We start from the raw sequence: 16,370 nt of genomic DNA on the forward strand, positions 1-16,370 counted from the left end.
AGGCCGAAGGCCCTTATGCCGGAGTCGTCCGCCCGGCTGCCCGCCCGGGTTCAGGCAGCGTTCGCGGGTCCGGGAGCCCGTCCAGGGTGCGTCCCGCCAGCGTGCTGGCAACCCACAGCGACCGGGCCAGATCTCCGCCGTGGTCCCGCTTCGAGGCGTAGTGGAGGGCGTTGTCGACCTCCCGCGCGAGGCTCCACTGCCGGGCTGCTTCGTCGTCAAGCCCGGCCGCCCTGCTGAAATCGCGGCATCGTGCCCGCAGGCCTGCCGCGGGATCCGCGGCGGGCAGGTCAGCCATCCGGTTCCACAGCACGGGGGCCACCGCGAACTCAGCCTCGCCCACCATCGGCTGCGGATCGATGGCCGCGAAATTACGGTGTCCAGGCTTCTCCGTGGCGCCGGGGCGGGCCAGGATGTTGAGGAAGTGGAAGTCGGTGTTGACCAGCACGTCGGCTCCTGAGCGGCGGCCCACGGCACCCCTGGTCTGGCACACCTCCAGCGCAGCCTCAAGGAGCCAACGGGGAAAAGGCTTTCCCAGCTGCTCCCACTCGGCCGGCAGATCGTCGCTCCATTGCTCGGCCCGGGCGGCCACGTGCAGAAACTCCCGCCATTGCGGCTGACCGTCCGGAACGAGGCTCAGTTCCCGCATGAGCCCGCCCCACACCTCGGCGGCGACGTCCATGGGCTGGGTCTGGAGCGACCGGCCGGAGTCCAGGCGCTCCAGCAGCATGGAGCAGGTTCCTGCATCGGAAGCGAGCAGGCGGACGGCCCCCCGCCCGTTCCACAGGGCCAGGGCATGCCGTTCCACGACCGCCTCGTCGTGGGGGAAGGCAACCTTCAGGGCTGCACGTGTTCCGCCCGCAAGCACCGGCACCACAATCCCGCCGTGGCCGCTCCATGGGAACGTTCCCGGCATAAGGTCAAGGTCGAGCTCCCACTGCTCCATGCGGCTGCGGATCAGGTCGGGGAGGGAAGCAAGCCATGCCCGGCCGGCACTGCTGCTGGAGTAGCGGCGCGCCAAATCGGGCGGAACGGGAACGGCTGGTGGCTGGCTCATCGGTTCCAGCGTAGTTGACCGGGCTGTCGCAGCCCTGGAATTGCGCTAGACGATCCCGCTGGCTCCGAGCAGGTTGCCCAGGGCGAATGTCGCCGCCAGGGCAAGTCCGCCGCCCACCACCACGCGCACAGCGGCGCGCATCCTGGATCCGCCGCCGATCCAGGCTCCGAGGGCGCCGGTCAGGGCCAGAGCCACCAGTACGGCGCCGAAGGTCACGGCAACGCGGATGTTTTCGGGCGGCAGCAGGATGGCGAGCATCGGCAGGATCGCGCCCAGGGTGAATGCTATGGCCGAGGCAAACGCTGCGTGCCACGGGCTCACAATGTCCTGTTCATCGATATTCAGTTCCGCGGACAGGTGCGCTGCCAGCGCATCATGTGCGGTGAGCTCCCGGGCGACGTTCTGCGCCGTTTCCTCACTGAGGCCCTTGCTCCGGTAGATGGCCGCCAGTTCGAGCAGCTCTTCCTCGGGCTCTTCGGCAAGCTCCCGGCGCTCCTTTTCGATCAGCGCCTTCTGGCTGTCGCTTTGGCTGCTGACAGATACGTATTCGCCAAGCGCCATGGACACCGCGCCGCCCACCAGCCCCGCGGCACCGGCCGCAAGAATGGGGCCGTGCTCGCTGGTCGCACCGGCTACGCCCACCACAATCGCGGCGACCGACACGATGCCGTCGTTCGCGCCGAGGACACCGGCGCGAAGCCAGTTCAGCCGGTGGACAATGTCGTTGTTGTGGGGCTCGCTTTGGTGGTGTCCGTCGTGGGGCAATCCTGCAACGTCCGCTGACTCCATCTCTCCAGCAAACCACCAGGGCGTCCCCGCTGCCAGAGTCCAGCCGGATATTAAGGAGGTGAGGACAGGTCCGCATGCGGCGAGGGCGCAGCTTCCGGCAGCACGGGGAGCTGGGAGGTGTCCAGCACGAGGCCGGGTACGGGGCCGGGATCGGACCCCCAGCCGATGGAACTCTGCGTGGCCGCAAGGAGCGAGGCAATGGCCCATTTTCTGGTGGGGCCTTCACTCAGTGCGACGAGATCGCCGTAGACAGGGAGCGTTCCCGCTTCCAGGCTGGCCAGTCCGGCGGCGGGGTTTTTCAGGAAGGAGGCATCGAGCGTGTAGCCCGGCTCCCGGGGCGGGATCTGGGCACAGTGCAGGCGGCTGTGCGTCTCTGCTTCGTCCGCGCGTGCCTCGTGGCTGGTCAACAGGACCTTGGCCCGTTGTGTCGCCTGGCCAGCGAGTCGAGTGAGCGCAACCTGGTAGCCGTAGACGGTCTCTACCTCGGTGCGGACAGTCCTTTGCAGCGCAGCCGTCAGGCTCGCTGCGCCGGACGCCGTCGCGGGGCCGGACACTGGCGCGGCGCCTGGGGCCGGCGCCGAGGTGGCGGCCGGCGCCCCGGAGGCCGTCCCCAATTCCGCAGAGGCCGTACCTGGCGAACCCGGCGCACTGTCACCTGGGCCTGGGCCCGGGCACGTGACCGTGGAATTGGCCAACCGAGCGGGCGCGGCAGGAAGTGCAGGCGCTGGCGTTCCGGAGGCCTGGGCAAGAGCCGCCGCCTGGAGCAGCTGTGCGGTGCCGACCGCGGACAAAAGGCGGGCCATCCCGCCGTCGGCCGTTTCCGCATGGGTGAGGCGCTTCCGCCCACTGGCAGAGAGCCCGGCCACCAGTGCGGGGACTGTCGCGGGCGCCGCGGCAGCCGCAGCTGCAGTTCCGGATCCAGACGCCGAAGGCGCGGCGGAAGCGGCGGCGGTGGCCTCGTCGGAGGGCAGAATCAGTGCGCGGGCCTGGGTAGTCAGCAAAGTCACAGTCCGCGAATAAATCTGGCGCTGGGCGCCGGAAGCGTCCACCGCGAGCTGCAAGCTGACTGCCCGCAACCGCATGGTTTCAGCCAGGGCGGAGGCCCGTGCCTGCTCGGAAAAAGGGGGTGCGGCCGGGCGCTGGGCTTCCCGTGGAATCAGGGCAAATCCGAGGCTGAGGACCAGGAACGCGGTGAAGGCGGCCAGGGCGAACCGGAAATAGCTGGCCGGCCGGCTTCTTTCCCTGGTGTCGTCTTTCACAACAGACCATGTTGTCACGGCCGCAGGGAACTCCGTGCACCAAGGCGGCCGGAAAATGGCTACGCTAGTACTCACAACATCATCTATCGGGAGGCGGCCGGCATCGTGAGCAATGCAGAAGCCACGACTTCATCAGACCGGACCGACGCGGGAAAGTCTGAGCCCGCGGCTGTCCACAATCCCGAGGCTGAACGCCTCCGGTCTTTGCTTGAGCCCGCGGTCCAGGCACACAGGCTGTACTTGGAGGATGTTGCCATCAACATCGCAGGCTCCAACCGCGTTGTCCACGTAGTGGTGGACCTGCCGCAGGAAGAAACGGGCGGGGTCAGCCTGGACGTCATTGCAGACATCTCCAGGGAACTCTCCGACATCCTGGACAACGATCCCAGCACGGACAGCCGCCCGTACGACCTTGAAGTTTCGTCGCCCGGCGTGGGGCGTCCCCTGACAGAGCCCCGGCACTGGCACCGCGCCCGCGGCCGGATGGTGAACGTCAACGTCATCCAGGGCGAAAACGTCACGGGCAGGATCCAGTCAGTGGACGACTCCGGCGTGACCCTGGTCCCCGAAATTGCCGTGAAAAAGGGCATGAAGCCGAAGCAAGGCGATCCCGTAAAACTTCCTTTCGACAAGATCCGCAGCGGAAAAGTCGAAATTGAGTTCAGCCACCTCGACGAGGCCGGTCTGGAAAATGAGCACAATGGACCTTCTGAGGAGGCCTGATGGATATTGACATGAGCGCACTGAGACTCCTGGAGCGTGAGCGCGAAATCCCGCTGGATCTCCTCATCCCCACGATCGAGCAGGCACTGCTGGTTGCCTACCACAAGTCTCCCGGGGCCTTCGAGAAGGCCCGCGCTGAACTCGACCGCAAGAGCGGCCACGTGACCATCTGGGCCACCGAGATCGATGACGACGGCATGCCCATCGGCGAGTTCGAGGACACTCCTGCGGGCTTCGGCCGCATCGCGGCAAGTACCGCCCGCCAGATCATCCTCCAGCGCCTGCGCGACGTCGAGGACGACAACGTCCTGGGCGAGTTCAAGGGCCGCGAAGGAGAGCTCGTGGCCGGGCTGATCCAGCAGGGCAACAACCCGCACATGATCCAGGTCAACCTTGGAACGGTCGAGGCTCTGCTTCCGCCGCCCGAGCAGGTTCCGGGGGAGAAGTACATCCACGGAAACCGACTCCGTGCCTTCGTCATTGACGTCCACCGCGGCACCAAGGGCCCGTCCATCACGCTGTCCCGTTCCCACCCGGGCCTCGTGCGGAAGCTCTTCGAACTCGAGGTTCCGGAGATCGCCGACCACTCGGTGGAGATCGTTGCCCTGGCCCGTGAGGCCGGACACCGCACCAAGATCGCAGTTAAGGCCAACACCCCCGGCATCAATGCCAAGGGCGCCTGCATCGGCGAAATGGGTTCCCGCGTCCGGGCAGTCATGACCGAGCTGAATGACGAAAAGATCGACATCGTCGACTTCAGCGAGGATCCGGCAACGTTCATCGCCAGCGCCCTGTCACCGTCGCGTGTGAATTCCGTCACCATCACCGACGAAACCACCCGCTCCGCCCGCGTCGTGGTGCCGGACTACCAGCTGTCGCTGGCCATCGGCAAGGAGGGCCAGAACGCCCGCCTCGCCGCCAAGCTGACGGGCTGGCGGATCGACATCGTTTCTGACGCCGCGGCGCCGCGCGGCTAGAAGAACGTTTTCGCAGTTCGGCCCAGGCTGAACCGGCACCCGAACTGCCTGCCATGGCGGCGGGCAGTTTCGGGTCATTGGCCCCCAAGGGGCTAGAATAGAACATGACCGCGCCTAGCAGCCGGCATCAGTGTGTCTGTGTGTGCCCACGTTTCTGCCCGATGGCAGCAACTGGCCCCCGGGCAGGCAGATAAATACAGGCAGGAAGATACTCGACAGTGGCAGCAGTGCAACACCTCGGGAATCAGCCGCAACGTACCTGCATCGGATGCCGGAAAAAAGGGTCGCGGTCTGAGTTACTCCGGCTCGTCTCCGACGCCGGCGGATCATCCGCCGTCGCTGTGGATGAACGACGCCGGATGGCTGGCAGGGGTGCATGGCTGCACCCCAGCGAAGCGTGCCTGGCCCTGGCGGTCAAGCGGCGTGCGTTCGGAAGGGCCCTTAACGGCGCGACCGGAACCGCCGCCGTCGAACGCCGGATAACGGCAGGAACGCTAGTTGCGGACGCCCCGGCGGCTGCAGCAACAACCGTCCAACCTGAAAGCGGGTCAGAAAACTGATGGAAACCCGATGAGTTCCCAGCGATGAGTGCGCAACGATGACAACTTTGTTGCGCTCTGCAATGGACCTTTCAGCTGCACTCGCGGCGGAGGTCCGCAGTAAGAAGTAGACGGTTCGTGCCTGGCTCGGTGCGGACCGAGACAGGAGAAATGTGGCCAAGGTCCGCGTACATGAGCTTGCTAAAGAGCTCGGTATTACTTCCAAAGATGCAGTAACCAAACTGCAGGAACTGGGCGAATTCGTTCGCTCCGCCTCTTCCACCATTGAGGCCCCCGTCGTGCGGAAACTCCGCAACGCCTTCCCGGCTGCGGCCGCTTCCAAGACCGAAGCACCCGCAACCGCTCCCAAAGCTCCCGCCGCGGCAGGAGAATCACGCCCCGCCCCGGCTCCCGGCCCCGCTGCCCCCAAGGCTCAGGCACCTGCCCCGGCACCGGCCCCCGCACAGGCACCTCAGGCGGAAGCTCCGGCGGCGCCTGCAGCGCCCGCTGCTCCCGCTGCCGCAGCACCTTCGGCCGCCGCCCCCGCAGCTCCCTCGACGGGCGCCAAGCCCGGAGCGCGCCCGGCACCCAAGGCTGAAGCGCCGGCTGCGCCCGCAGCACGACAGGGCGGCTCGGCACCTCGACCGGGCGGTCCCCGTCCCGGCAACAACCCGTTCGCGACGTCCCAGGGCATGCCCCGCGGCCGTGGCGGCGACGGAGACCGTCCGTCGCGCCCGGGCAACAACCCGTTCGCACCTTCGCAGGGCATGCCGCGTCCCGGTGGCAGCCGCACTGACGGCGACCGCCCCGGCGGTCCGCGTCCCGCGGCAGGTGCCGGCGGTCCCCGTCCGGGCGCTCCGCGTACCGGTGGTGCTCCGGGCGGTCCCCGTCCCGGTGCTCCGCGTACCGGTGGCGCTCCGGGCAGCCCCCGCCCCGCAGGTGCCGGTGGAAACCGTCCTACTCCGGGCATGATGCCCAACCGCACTGAGCGTCCGGCACCGGCTGGTGCAGGACGTCCCGGTGGCGGCGGCCGCGGTCCGGGCCGTCCAGGCGGCGCTCCCGGAACCGGTGCTCCCGGTGCCGGCGGCGGCGCTCCGGCCGGCGGTGGCTTCGGCAAGGGTGGCCGCGGTCGCGGCGGAACCCAGGGTGCCTTCGGTAAGGGCGGCGCAGGCCGCGGCAAACAGCGCAAGTCGAAGCGTGCAAAGCGCCAGGAACTTGAGCAGATGAGCGCTCCGTCGCTGGGTGGCGTGAGCGTACCCCGCGGCGACGGCAACACCGTAGTGCGGCTTCGCCGTGGCTCGTCCATCACGGACTTCGCTGACAAGATCGAGGCGAACCCCGCCGCACTGGTGACCGTGCTCTTCCACCTCGGTGAAATGGCAACGGCAACCCAGTCGCTGGATGAGGAAACCTTTGCCCTGCTTGGCGAGGAGCTTGGCTACAAGCTCCAGGTCGTTTCGCCGGAGGATGAGGAGCGCGAGCTGCTCTCCACCTTTGACATCGACTTCGACGCCGAGCTGGAAGCCGAAGGCGACGAAGACCTCGAGGCACGTCCTCCGGTTGTCACTGTCATGGGCCACGTCGACCACGGTAAAACCCGGCTGCTCGATGCCATCCGCAAGTCCGACGTTATGGCGGGCGAGCACGGCGGCATTACGCAGCACATTGGTGCCTACCAGGTCACGCACACCCACGAAGGCGAAGACCGCAAGATCACCTTCATCGATACCCCCGGCCACGAGGCGTTCACCGCCATGCGTGCCCGTGGTGCGAAGGTCACCGACATCGCCATCCTGGTGGTCGCAGCGGACGACGGCGTTATGCCGCAGACCGTTGAAGCCCTCAACCACGCGCAGGCAGCCAACGTGCCGATCGTTGTGGCTGTGAACAAGATCGATAAGGAAGGCGCCAACCCGGACAAGGTCCGTGGCCAGCTGACCGAATACGGCCTGGTTCCGGAAGAATACGGTGGCGACACCATGTTCGTTGAGGTCTCTGCCCGCCAGAACCTCAACATCGACGAGCTGCTCGAGGCTGTCCTGCTGACCGCAGACGCAGCCCTGGACATGCGCGCCAACCCGAACAAGGACGCCCGCGGCATCGCGATCGAAGCCAACCTCGACAAGGGCCGCGGTTCCGTGGCAACTGTCCTGGTGCAGTCCGGTAGCCTGCGCGTCGGCGACACGATCGTGGCCGGTACGGCCCACGGCCGTGTCCGTGCGATGTTCGACGACGACGGCAGCGCCCTGACCGAGGCCGGCCCGTCCCGCCCCGTCCAGGTGCTGGGTCTGTCCAACGTGCCGCGCGCCGGTGACACCTTCTTCGTGACAGCTGACGAGCGCACCGCCCGCCAGATCGCCGAGAAGCGTGAAGCTGCCGACCGCAACGCTGCCTTGGCCAAGCGCCGCAAGCGCATCAGCCTGGAAGACTTCGACCAGGCCGTCGCCGAAGGCAAGATCGACACCCTCAACCTCATCCTCAAGGGTGACGTGTCCGGTGCCGTGGAAGCCCTCGAAGACGCGCTGCTCAAGATCGACGTCGGCGAGGGCGTCCAGCTCCGCGTTATCCACCGCGGTGTCGGTGCGATCACGCAGAACGACGTCAACCTGGCAACGGTCGACAGCGCCGTCATCATCGGCTTCAACGTCAAGCCCGCAGAACGGGTTGCCGAACTGGCAGACCGTGAAGGCGTGGACATGCGCTTCTACTCAGTCATCTACGCAGCAATTGATGACATTGAGCTGGCTCTTAAGGGCATGCTCAAGCCGGAGTACGAAGAGGTCCAGCTTGGCACCGCCGAGGTCCGCGAGGTGTTCCGTTCTTCCAAGTTCGGCAACATTGCCGGTTCCATCGTTCGCTCGGGCATTATCCGACGCAACTCGAAGGCCCGCATCAGCCGCGCCGGCAAGATCATCGGCGACAACCTCACCGTTGAGACGCTCAAGCGCTTCAAGGACGACGCCACTGAGGTCCGCACGGACTTCGAGTGTGGTATCGGTCTTGGCTCGTTCAACGACATCACCGAGGGCGACATCATCGAGACCTTCGAGATGCGCGAGAAGCCGCGCGTCTAAGTTGTTCGTTTGACGAACTAGAGCAGTACTGGTCGGGGCCGTTGGATTTTTCCGGCGGCCCCGCCCCTTCGCCGGACGGGTTGCGATCTGCGATCGCAACCCGTCCGGCTCCGACAGCGGCGTCAGCCTTCCCAATGCTCGCAAGCTCGCATCGGGGCCCTCGGCTGCCACCTTGGATGCCACTCCCAAGCCGCCGGAAAAACTCCAACGGGAGTCCGTCGTAGACTCGCCCTAGGTGCGTGGCAATAAACCAACGAGAGTACGTCAGCTGCTATCGCGCCGTCGTACATCCAAATATTTAGGAGTGGAAATGGCTGATCCGGCACGCGCTGCCAAGTTGGCGCAGCGGATTAAGGTTGTTGTTGCAGAGGCTTTGGGCCGGAAGGTGAAGGATCCGCGGCTTGAGGGCATTACTGTTACCGATGCGCGTGTGACCAATGACCTGCAGCATGCCACCGTCTACTACACGGTGTTCGGTGACCAGGCCGTGCAGGCGGATGCGGCCAAGGGGCTGGAGAAGGCCAAGGGCGTGCTGCGGCAGGAAGTGGGCCGGAACATCACCGTCCGGCTGACGCCTACGCTCGAGTTCGTCGCGGACCAGATCCCCGTGAACGCCTCCAACCTTGAGGAACTGCTCCGCGCCGCGAAGAAACGCGACGCCGAGGTTGCCGCTTTGGCCGAAAACGCCAAGCACGCAGGCGACGCCGACCCGTACAAGAGCGACGTCCCGGTTGACGTGGAGATCGACGAGGACGACTTCGACGAAGAGGACATTGACCTCAGCGGCGATGTCGAAATTGACGAGGACCAGAGCAAGTAACCAGCGTGCAGAAGTCGTGCGGCCGGATCCCTGGGGATCCGGCCGCACCATTTTTGTCATATGGATGTTGTGTGCCCGCCAGGGGTTCCCCGGCGTTTGCCTGGCGCCGGTTTCAGTCGTCTGAATCGTGCTCCAGGGGCACGGACACGACCCGCCCTTCGGGTGCCTTGTTAGGTTCCGGGAGGGAATTGACGGTGGCGTAGAGGGTGTCACCCCTGACATCCACGTCTGCGGCGAGCGTTGCCGGCAGCACCACGTGTTCCTTGCCGGAGTGGGCAGAAAGCCGGAGCACGCCCGCGCCAAACAGAGACGCCACATAGACGTTGCCCTCATCGTCCATGTCCAGCCCGGTGGGGGACATCACGTCGTCGGCAAACATCTTGACGCGGCCGCTGTGCGGGTTGATCTTGAACACTGCGCCGCGGGCGCCAAGGGCCGGGTCCTCCGGTCCGCCGGGGAGCGATGTCACGTACAGCCAGCCGTCCGGTCCCCGTTTGACGTCGGTGGGTACCGGCTCGAAGTTGTAGGTTTGGCCGGACACGCAGCCGGGCAAGCCCACAGCCTTTGCCTCCGCGGCGGTGAAGCGGTGCGGCCGGGGCGGCAGGACAGCCACTGTTTCGGTCTCGCCGGTCCTCACATCAACCGAGACGATGCTGTTGGCGCCGGCATCGGCCACGTAGATGGTGTCCCCATAGACTTCGATTCCGTAGGGATGGGAGTCCACATGTCCCTTGTAGGAAGCTTCCACTTGCGGTGGCAGCTGTGCCGCGCAGGCGGTGGGAAGGCTCCGGAACCCGTAGGAGTTGCCGGCGTCGGCGTTTTCTTTCGTTTCGAGGGCGGCCAGATCGCCTACGGTACGCTGCTTGCCGTCCGCATCTATGCTGCGGAGGTGACCGGCCAGCGCAATTTTTCCTCCGGTGCCGGCCCCTTGGCTTTCAGCGAAATAGACGGTCTTGCCGCGGCGGTCGCTGCCCGCGACATCCCAGGCGCTCTTTTCGTAGACTGTGGTGACGCTTCCGTTCCGGCCGATCCGCGTTAGTCTGCCGGCGAATTCTTCGCTGACCAGGACGGAGCCGTCATGTCCGTCGCTGATGTGGAGGGGGCTCAGCAGGCCCTTGGCCAGCACGGCGGGTGCCGGCGTCTTCGGGTCCGGGACAGCCTGTGCTGCCGGAGCGAAGGACAGAAGGAGCGAGGCGGCGGCGAAGGCTGCCGTACGTGATCTTTGCTTTTTCATGCTGTCTCCAACGTCAATGGTGATCATCCAGAGCATTGAGACCGTTAGTGGGCCGGAAAGACCCGTTCCCCCTGACGCGCGCAGTCTAGTCCCGCTGGTCCGGAGCTGTCGACGGGCGCGGGAAACCATCCCTGCAGGCGGGGGGAAATTGGGCGCATCTGGCTATGATCAGATCATGCTTGCGCAACCTTCAGCGGCAGATGTCCGTGAGTACCTGACTCAGGCGGTAGCCCTCGCCGAACGGAACGTGGCCGCCGGGGGCGGACCCTTCGGCGCGCTGGTGGTCACCCCTGACGGGACGGTCCATGAAGGAGTAAACCGGGTCACCCGGGACAACGATCCCACCGCCCACGCTGAAGTGGTGGCCATCCGGACCGCGGCGGCGGAGTCAGGCAATTTCGATCTCGGCGGTGCGGTCCTCTACGCCAGCTGTGAACCGTGCCCGCTCTGCCTCGCTGCTGCGCTGTGGGCGCGAATCGACCGTGTGTACTACGCCGCAGACCGACACGGCGCGGCGGCCGCGGGGTTCGACGATGCAGTTTTCTACGAGTATTTCGCCGGTACACGCCCGGAACTGCTGCCGGTCAGCCACACGCCCGTTCCGACGTCGGGCGTCCCCTTCGACGCTTGGCGCAACAACACTGAACGCACCGATTACTGACGCTGGTGACCGGCCTAACTGCTGATGGGTTCTTGTCCCCGCGCGGGATGCCTGTTGCCGCCGTCGTGCTCCCGTTCCGGAAGCCGGGTGACGCCCTCCACGAGTTCAGCCTGGCTGCCGCACAGCGCGATCCGGATCCAGCCCTCGCCAATAGACCCGAAGGCGGTTCCGGGCGCAAACGAGACGCCGGAATCGGCGAGGAAGCGCCGGACCCAGCCCCGGACATCGCCGCCGCTTAGATGTGACACATCCGCCCACAGGTAGAAGGCCCCCTGCGCATTGAGGAACCGGATGCCTTTGGAGCGCAGGATGGCGGAGGCCGCGTCCCGGTTGGCACGGTAGTGCTCCCGCGCGTGCGCCACGTAGTCCTGCGGGCCGGTGAGTGCGGCCAGGGCCGCATACTGCGACGGCGAGGCAACGCAGGAGACGATGGCCTCCATCACGTTGTTCATCCGCTGCTCCAGACCGGGCGGGCAGACGAGGGCCCCTATCCGGAGTCCGGTCAGGCCGTAGGTTTTGGACAGCGTAAGGGACGTGAATACTCTCGCTTCGCCGGGAACACTGCTGTCAAAGCGCGCCGGGCTGACGTGGGGGACATCGTAGGTGAAGGCCTCATAGCATTCGTCCGAAATGATCCAGAGGTCATGCCTTCGGGCCAATTCCACGAGCTCGCGGGTCAGATCCTCGCCCAGCACCGCACCGAGGGGATTCGACGGCGAATTGAGCATGAGAACGCGTGTCCGGTCCGTGATGAGCGCTTCCACATTCTCGATCCGGGGCTGGAAGTCGTGCTCGGGGTAGAGGGGATACCTGACAGGGACGGCATTGACCAGCCGGCTGGTCATGGCGAAGGTGGGATAGCCGGGATTGGGGATCAGGATTTCGTCGCCCGGGCCGAGGAGGAGGCTCATGGCCAGGTGCAGACCCTGCTGGGCGCCGTCAACCACGTATACCCGGTCGGCTTCGATGCCGGTGCCGGACTGCTCGCGGAATCTGTCAGCGAAGGCTTCCCGGAGAGCCGGGATCCCGGCGTTGGGAGTGTAGTTCGTTTCGTCCCGGTCCAGGCAGGCGATTCCGGCGTCCAGGACATGCCGGGGAAGCGGGAAACCGGGTTCGCCGATGCTCAGCACCACAGCGCCGGGGGTGCGCCAGGCCGCCTCGGTGATTTCGCGGATCTGGTTGACGGGGACATCGCTGATGTGCGGCGCAAGCTCAGGCATGACTGCCATCCTAGCCCCGGCCTGTCGGCTGGCGCACCGGCCGGCACACCGGCCGGCACACCGGCTGGCAGGCTGGCCGGAAGGTCGGCAGGGCGGGGCCGGACCGGGCTGGCCGGCCGCCCCGATATACTGGGAGGCGTGCTTTCTGGACTGGTAATAGTGGACAAGCCGCAGGGATGGACCAGCCACGATGTGGTTGGACGGATGCGGCGGATCGCCGGTACCCGGAAAGTGGGCCACGCCGGAACGCTGGATCCCATGGCCACCGGCGTGCTCGTGGTCGGAATCAACAAGGCCACGCGGCTCCTTACCTACATCGTGGGAACCTCCAAGACCTACACGGCAACCATCCGGCTCGGCGAATCCACCGTCACGGACGACGCCGAGGGCGAGGTCGTGGCCACTGTGAGTGCCGCTGCTGCCACGGAGGACGCCATCCGGGCCGGGATCGCATCGCTGACCGGCGAGATCCAGCAGGTGCCCAGCAGCGTCAGCGCCATCAAGGTCAACGGAGAGCGCGCCTATGCCCGCGTCAGGTCGGGTGAAGACGTAAAGCTCGCCGCCAGGGCCGTGACCATCCACCGCTTCGAGGTGCACGGAATGCGCCGCGAGCGGGGCGGGGACGTGGTGGACATTGACGTCACCGTCGAATGCTCGTCCGGGACGTATATCCGTGCCCTGGCCCGCGACCTGGGCGGTTCACTGGGCGTCGGCGGCCATCTGACGGCGCTGCGCCGGACCCACGTGGGGCCGTACTCGCTGGACCAGGCCCGGACGCTCGAGCAGCTCGCCGAGGAACTCGAAATCCTGGAAATGTCCGAAGCGGCCAGGGCCCTCATGCCCAACCGGGAACTGAGCGCGGAGGAAACCACCGAGATATCGTTCGGCCGCCGGATCGCTGCGGGAGCCCCTGCGGGCTCCGCGGAAGCGGCCACCGCGGACCGTCCGGCGGCCGCGTTCGCCCCCGACGGATCACTCGTGGCCTTGCTTGCTGACACCGGCAGCTTCGCCAAGCCGGTGCTCGTATTCGCGCCCGGAACCGGCGGTTCGCCCACCAGAGAGCAGGCCGGTTAGCCTTGGACGCATATTTCTACATCATCCTGGGCGTCGGACTCCTCTCCACCGTCACCTGCGCGGTGGCGGGAATCCTGAAGAAAGCCCCCAACGATGTCACTATTCTGTCGGTGGGCGCCGTGGAGTTGTCGCTGCTGGTGTACCTCGTCGGTTCGATCGTCCGGGTTATTGCGGGGGAACAGATCGCAGGCGAGGCCTGGGAATTCTGGGGCTATCTCGTCACCGCCCTCATGCTGCCCGTCGCCGCGGTGTACTGGTCCATCCTGGAACGGACCCGCTGGAGCAACTTTGTCCTTGCCGCCGTCGGCGTGACCGCCCTGGTCATGGCCGCGCGAATGAACCAGATCTGGTACTGAAGTGGAAGAAGCACACAACGTGACCGCAACTCCCAAAACCGCCGCAAGCCCCCGGAACACGCGCAACACAGGCCCGGGACGGCTCCTCATCGCGGTGTATGCCGTGTTCGCCATTTCAGCCACAGCGCGGGCCGGCTACCAGATTCTCACCAAGTTCTCCGAGGCGCCACTGGCCTACGTGCTGTCTGCCCTCGCGGCCCTCGTCTATGTCGTGGCCACGGTGTCGCTCGCCAGGCCGGGCCGGACCTGGTTCCGTGTCTCGGTCATCGCCGTGCTCGTGGAACTGGTCGGAGTGATCGTCGTCGGCGCGCTGAGCGTGTTTGACGCCGTCCAGTTTCCGCACGAGACGGTGTGGTCCCTGTTTGGCCGCGGCTACGCCTTCATCCCGCTGATCCTTCCGGTGCTGGGCCTGGTCTGGCTCTACCGCAGGCGGCCATCCGCGCCGGCCGCCTAGCTGCACCCCATCTGGCGGCACCACACCCGGCAGTACTGCACTGCCGCTTACTTCTTGCCGAACAGGTCTCCGAGGATCCCGCCGAGGCCGCCGTTGTTGTTCGTTGACGGCCGCCCGGATGTTGACTGATCCGGCTGGTCCTCGCCCGGCAGATCAACGTCAATGACCTCGCCCGGCGTGACGGAACGCTGCGCCGGTTCGCCCTCCATGCCAGTGGCTGGCTCGGGGCTCTGCGCGGGCCCAGGCGGCTGAGTCGGCTCGGGCTGGTCCGAAGCCGGAACCGGGCTTGCCTGGGACTGCTGTTGCCGGCCTCCGCCCAGAAGGCCGCCGAGGATGTCACCCAGGCCTCCTTGTCCCTGGCCGCCCGCGCCGGCAGCGCCACCCAGAATGCCGCCCAGGATGCTGCCCAGATCGATCCCGCCCGCCCCGCCGGAGGCCTCCCCGCCAGGAAGCGGGGACTGGCCGGTACCCTGCTGGGCGCCGCCAAGGATTTTCTTCGCCAGGTAGGACATGACAATCGGCGCGAGGATCGGAAGGAGTTTGCGGATGAGGTCCCCGCCCACGCCGCCGCCCAGGTTGGCGGCACCAGCCAGCTGGTTTGCCACCTGGTCCTGCTGGCCGCCAAAGACGTGGCTCACGATTTTTTCGCCGTCGTCGGTGTTTACCTGGGTGGCGTCCACTCCGCCGTCGACGGGTCCCGTCCGGTGCTGCGCCAGCGCCGATTCCAGGGACGCCGCGCCGTCCGGAGCCTGCGCATTGTTTTGCATGCCGGCGAGGAGCGTGGGGACGGCGGCCTCCACAGCGGCCTGCGCGGTAGCGGTATCGGTGCCAAGCAGCGTTGCGATCTGGTCCACCGGGATCTGCCCCAGAAGCTCATGGATGTCAGTCAAGGGATACTCCTTCTGGCCCGCTGAGCGCTCGGGCGTCATGGGAAGCGGCACAAGCGTGCGTCGCCGGACAGCTGCCTTTGCATCCTAGTCCGGGACCCCGGGGCGCGGTAGGTTCTGCCGAACCGCGGCGCCGCGGGCGTCCATGACCCGCAGCGATTGCAGGTAATCTTAGAGAGTTCCGGCGCCTGGGAGGCGCCCGGACGGGTTCCTGTAAGGCAGTAAAAAGGCGAGGTTGATGGTTCACATCTGGAACGATCCGACCGAAGTCCCCGACGACTTTGGTCCTTCCGTTGTCACTATCGGCAACTTCGACGGAGTCCACCGCGGGCACCAGCAGGTGCTGTCCCAGCTGATCCGGACGGCCAGGCTGAACAGGGCAAAGTCCGTGGCCGTGACGTTCGATCCCCACCCGGCGCAGGTCCACCGGCCGGAGGCCGCACCCGAGCTCATCATGGGCCTGCAGGACAAACTCCAGGCGCTGGGAGAGCTGGGCCTGGACGCGGTGCTGGTCATGAAGTACTCGCTGGAGCTTGCCAGCCTCACTCCCGAGGAATTCGTCGGAACGGTTCTTGTTGACAGCCTCCACGCCAGCCACGTCGTCATCGGCCATGACACCCGCTTCGGGCGGGGCAATTCCGGTGACCTGAACACCATGCGCGAGCTGGGGGAGAAGTTCGGCTTCGAAGTCCTGGTCATCAGTGAATTCGGTTCCGAGGGTTTTCCCCTCCACGACGACGGCGGCACGGACCGCCGCTGTTCGTCCACCTGGGTGCGTGAAGCGTTGAACGGCGGCGACGTTGCCACGGCGGCCGCCGTGCTCGGACGCCCGCACCAGATGCGCGGTGAAGTGGTCCACGGGGCGGCCCGCGGCCGCGTGCTCGGTTTTCCCACGGCCAATCTCTCCCATGACGCCAGCGGCTTCATCCCGGCGGACGGCATCTACGCCGGCTGGCTGGTGGACCAGGGTGGCACCCGGTGGCCGGCCGCTATTTCGGTCGGATCCAACCCGACCTTCGACGGCGTCAGCCGCCAGGTTGAGGCCCACGTCATCGACCGCCCGGAAGAGTCCGCAGACGACTTCAATCTGTACGGCCAGACAGTAGTGGTGGAGTTTGTCGTCCGTCTCCGGGGCATGGTGGCATACCGTGGGCCTGAAGCCCTCGTGGAGCAGATGCGCCAGGACGTCGTGCAGACCCACGACCTCCTCCTCAAGCGCTGATTTGTCAGCCCCACACAGTACTGGCAA

The 16,370-nt window shown here is 66.4% G+C and carries 16 protein-coding genes; 10 read left to right on the forward strand and 6 right to left on the reverse strand.

The features are described from left to right. Window positions 1-13 precede the first annotated feature (13 nt). From AC1D14_RS06565 to AC1D14_RS06575, 3 genes are read right to left on the reverse strand one after another with little or no spacing between them, the layout of a single operon-like run. On the reverse strand, window positions 14-1,054 hold the full coding sequence (locus tag AC1D14_RS06565) for an aminoglycoside phosphotransferase family protein (RefSeq protein WP_230120582.1): 1,041 nt from the start codon (window positions 1,052-1,054) through the stop codon (window positions 14-16). 45 nt (window positions 1,055-1,099) lie between these two features. Then, window positions 1,100-1,843: a VIT1/CCC1 transporter family protein gene (locus tag AC1D14_RS06570; protein WP_230120580.1), complete on the reverse strand. Its 744-nt coding sequence runs from the start codon at window positions 1,841-1,843 to the stop codon at window positions 1,100-1,102. A gap of 50 nt (window positions 1,844-1,893) precedes the next feature. Then, window positions 1,894-3,120 (reverse strand): ferritin-like domain-containing protein, encoded by a 1,227-nt coding sequence (locus tag AC1D14_RS06575; protein WP_230120578.1) that lies wholly within the window; start codon window positions 3,118-3,120, stop codon window positions 1,894-1,896. Window positions 3,121-3,207: 87 nt separating this feature from the next. Here AC1D14_RS06575 and rimP point away from each other — a divergent pair, with 87 nt between their 5' ends. From rimP to rbfA, 5 genes are all read left to right on the forward strand, one after another. Continuing rightward, window positions 3,208-3,825, forward strand: coding sequence for a ribosome maturation factor RimP (gene rimP, locus AC1D14_RS06580; protein ID WP_230120576.1), 618 nt, complete (start codon window positions 3,208-3,210; stop codon window positions 3,823-3,825). After that, window positions 3,825-4,802, forward strand: coding sequence for a transcription termination factor NusA (gene nusA / locus AC1D14_RS06585; protein ID WP_230120574.1), 978 nt, complete (start codon window positions 3,825-3,827; stop codon window positions 4,800-4,802). The genes rimP and nusA overlap by 1 nt, the downstream gene beginning before the upstream one ends. Before the next feature lie 227 nt (window positions 4,803-5,029). Beyond that, entirely contained in the window at window positions 5,030-5,362 is a 333-nt protein-coding gene (locus AC1D14_RS06590) for a YlxR family protein (RefSeq protein ID WP_230120616.1), read from the forward strand. A gap of 152 nt (window positions 5,363-5,514) precedes the next feature. Then, window positions 5,515-8,415 (forward strand): translation initiation factor IF-2, encoded by a 2,901-nt coding sequence (gene infB, locus AC1D14_RS06595; protein WP_476880891.1) that lies wholly within the window; start codon window positions 5,515-5,517, stop codon window positions 8,413-8,415. 310 nt (window positions 8,416-8,725) lie between these two features. After that, window positions 8,726-9,235, forward strand: a complete 510-nt coding sequence (rbfA, locus tag AC1D14_RS06600; RefSeq protein ID WP_230121436.1) for a 30S ribosome-binding factor RbfA — start codon at window positions 8,726-8,728, stop codon at window positions 9,233-9,235. A 112-nt stretch (window positions 9,236-9,347) separates the two neighbouring features. Here rbfA and AC1D14_RS06605 read toward each other — a convergent pair whose 3' ends face one another. Continuing rightward, the gene (locus AC1D14_RS06605; protein ID WP_230121435.1) at window positions 9,348-10,469 is read right to left on the reverse strand and encodes a ScyD/ScyE family protein; all 1,122 of its coding nucleotides are present in this window, start codon (window positions 10,467-10,469) and stop codon (window positions 9,348-9,350) included. 175 nt (window positions 10,470-10,644) lie between these two features. Between AC1D14_RS06605 and AC1D14_RS06610 the strand changes: the two genes are divergently transcribed. Beyond that, window positions 10,645-11,130: a nucleoside deaminase gene (locus AC1D14_RS06610; protein WP_230121434.1), complete on the forward strand. Its 486-nt coding sequence runs from the start codon at window positions 10,645-10,647 to the stop codon at window positions 11,128-11,130. A gap of 14 nt (window positions 11,131-11,144) precedes the next feature. Here AC1D14_RS06610 and AC1D14_RS06615 read toward each other — a convergent pair whose 3' ends face one another. Then, the gene (locus AC1D14_RS06615; protein WP_230121433.1) at window positions 11,145-12,350 is read right to left on the reverse strand and encodes a pyridoxal phosphate-dependent aminotransferase; all 1,206 of its coding nucleotides are present in this window, start codon (window positions 12,348-12,350) and stop codon (window positions 11,145-11,147) included. A gap of 138 nt (window positions 12,351-12,488) precedes the next feature. Between AC1D14_RS06615 and truB the strand changes: the two genes are divergently transcribed. From truB to AC1D14_RS06630, 3 genes are read left to right on the forward strand one after another with little or no spacing between them, the layout of a single operon-like run. Continuing rightward, a complete protein-coding gene (gene truB / locus AC1D14_RS06620) occupies window positions 12,489-13,424 on the forward strand; it encodes a tRNA pseudouridine(55) synthase TruB (RefSeq protein ID WP_230121432.1) in 936 nt (311 codons plus the stop codon). Window positions 13,425-13,426: 2 nt separating this feature from the next. Further along, entirely contained in the window at window positions 13,427-13,780 is a 354-nt protein-coding gene (locus tag AC1D14_RS06625) for a hypothetical protein (RefSeq protein ID WP_230121431.1), read from the forward strand. Between the two features lies 1 nt (window position 13,781). After that, entirely contained in the window at window positions 13,782-14,234 is a 453-nt protein-coding gene (locus AC1D14_RS06630) for a hypothetical protein (RefSeq protein ID WP_476968206.1), read from the forward strand. A gap of 47 nt (window positions 14,235-14,281) precedes the next feature. Here AC1D14_RS06630 and AC1D14_RS06635 read toward each other — a convergent pair whose 3' ends face one another. Further along, the gene (locus AC1D14_RS06635; protein WP_476968207.1) at window positions 14,282-15,124 is read right to left on the reverse strand and encodes a DUF937 domain-containing protein; all 843 of its coding nucleotides are present in this window, start codon (window positions 15,122-15,124) and stop codon (window positions 14,282-14,284) included. A gap of 235 nt (window positions 15,125-15,359) precedes the next feature. Here AC1D14_RS06635 and AC1D14_RS06640 point away from each other — a divergent pair, with 235 nt between their 5' ends. Further along, window positions 15,360-16,343, forward strand: a complete 984-nt coding sequence (locus tag AC1D14_RS06640; protein ID WP_230117550.1) for a bifunctional riboflavin kinase/FAD synthetase — start codon at window positions 15,360-15,362, stop codon at window positions 16,341-16,343. Window positions 16,344-16,370: the final 27 nt, after the last annotated feature.

This window comes from Arthrobacter sp. P1_B11 (assembly GCF_056406715.1).

Excerpts from the sequence above, each read along its gene's own strand:
- AC1D14_RS06565 (WP_230120582.1), bottom strand. The coding sequence starts at position 1,054 with ATGAGCCAGCCACCAGCCGTTCCCGTTCCGCCCGATTTGGCGCGCCGC.
- AC1D14_RS06570 (WP_230120580.1), bottom strand. The coding sequence starts at position 1,843 with ATGGAGTCAGCGGACGTTGCAGGATTGCCCCACGACGGACACCACCAA.
- nusA (WP_230120574.1), top strand. The coding sequence starts at position 3,825 with ATGGATATTGACATGAGCGCACTGAGACTCCTGGAGCGTGAGCGCGAA.
- rbfA (WP_230121436.1), top strand. The coding sequence starts at position 8,726 with ATGGCTGATCCGGCACGCGCTGCCAAGTTGGCGCAGCGGATTAAGGTT.
- AC1D14_RS06605 (WP_230121435.1), bottom strand. The coding sequence starts at position 10,469 with ATGAAAAAGCAAAGATCACGTACGGCAGCCTTCGCCGCCGCCTCGCTC.
- AC1D14_RS06610 (WP_230121434.1), top strand. The coding sequence starts at position 10,645 with ATGCTTGCGCAACCTTCAGCGGCAGATGTCCGTGAGTACCTGACTCAG.
- AC1D14_RS06615 (WP_230121433.1), bottom strand. The coding sequence starts at position 12,350 with ATGCCTGAGCTTGCGCCGCACATCAGCGATGTCCCCGTCAACCAGATC.
- AC1D14_RS06640 (WP_230117550.1), top strand. The coding sequence starts at position 15,360 with ATGGTTCACATCTGGAACGATCCGACCGAAGTCCCCGACGACTTTGGT.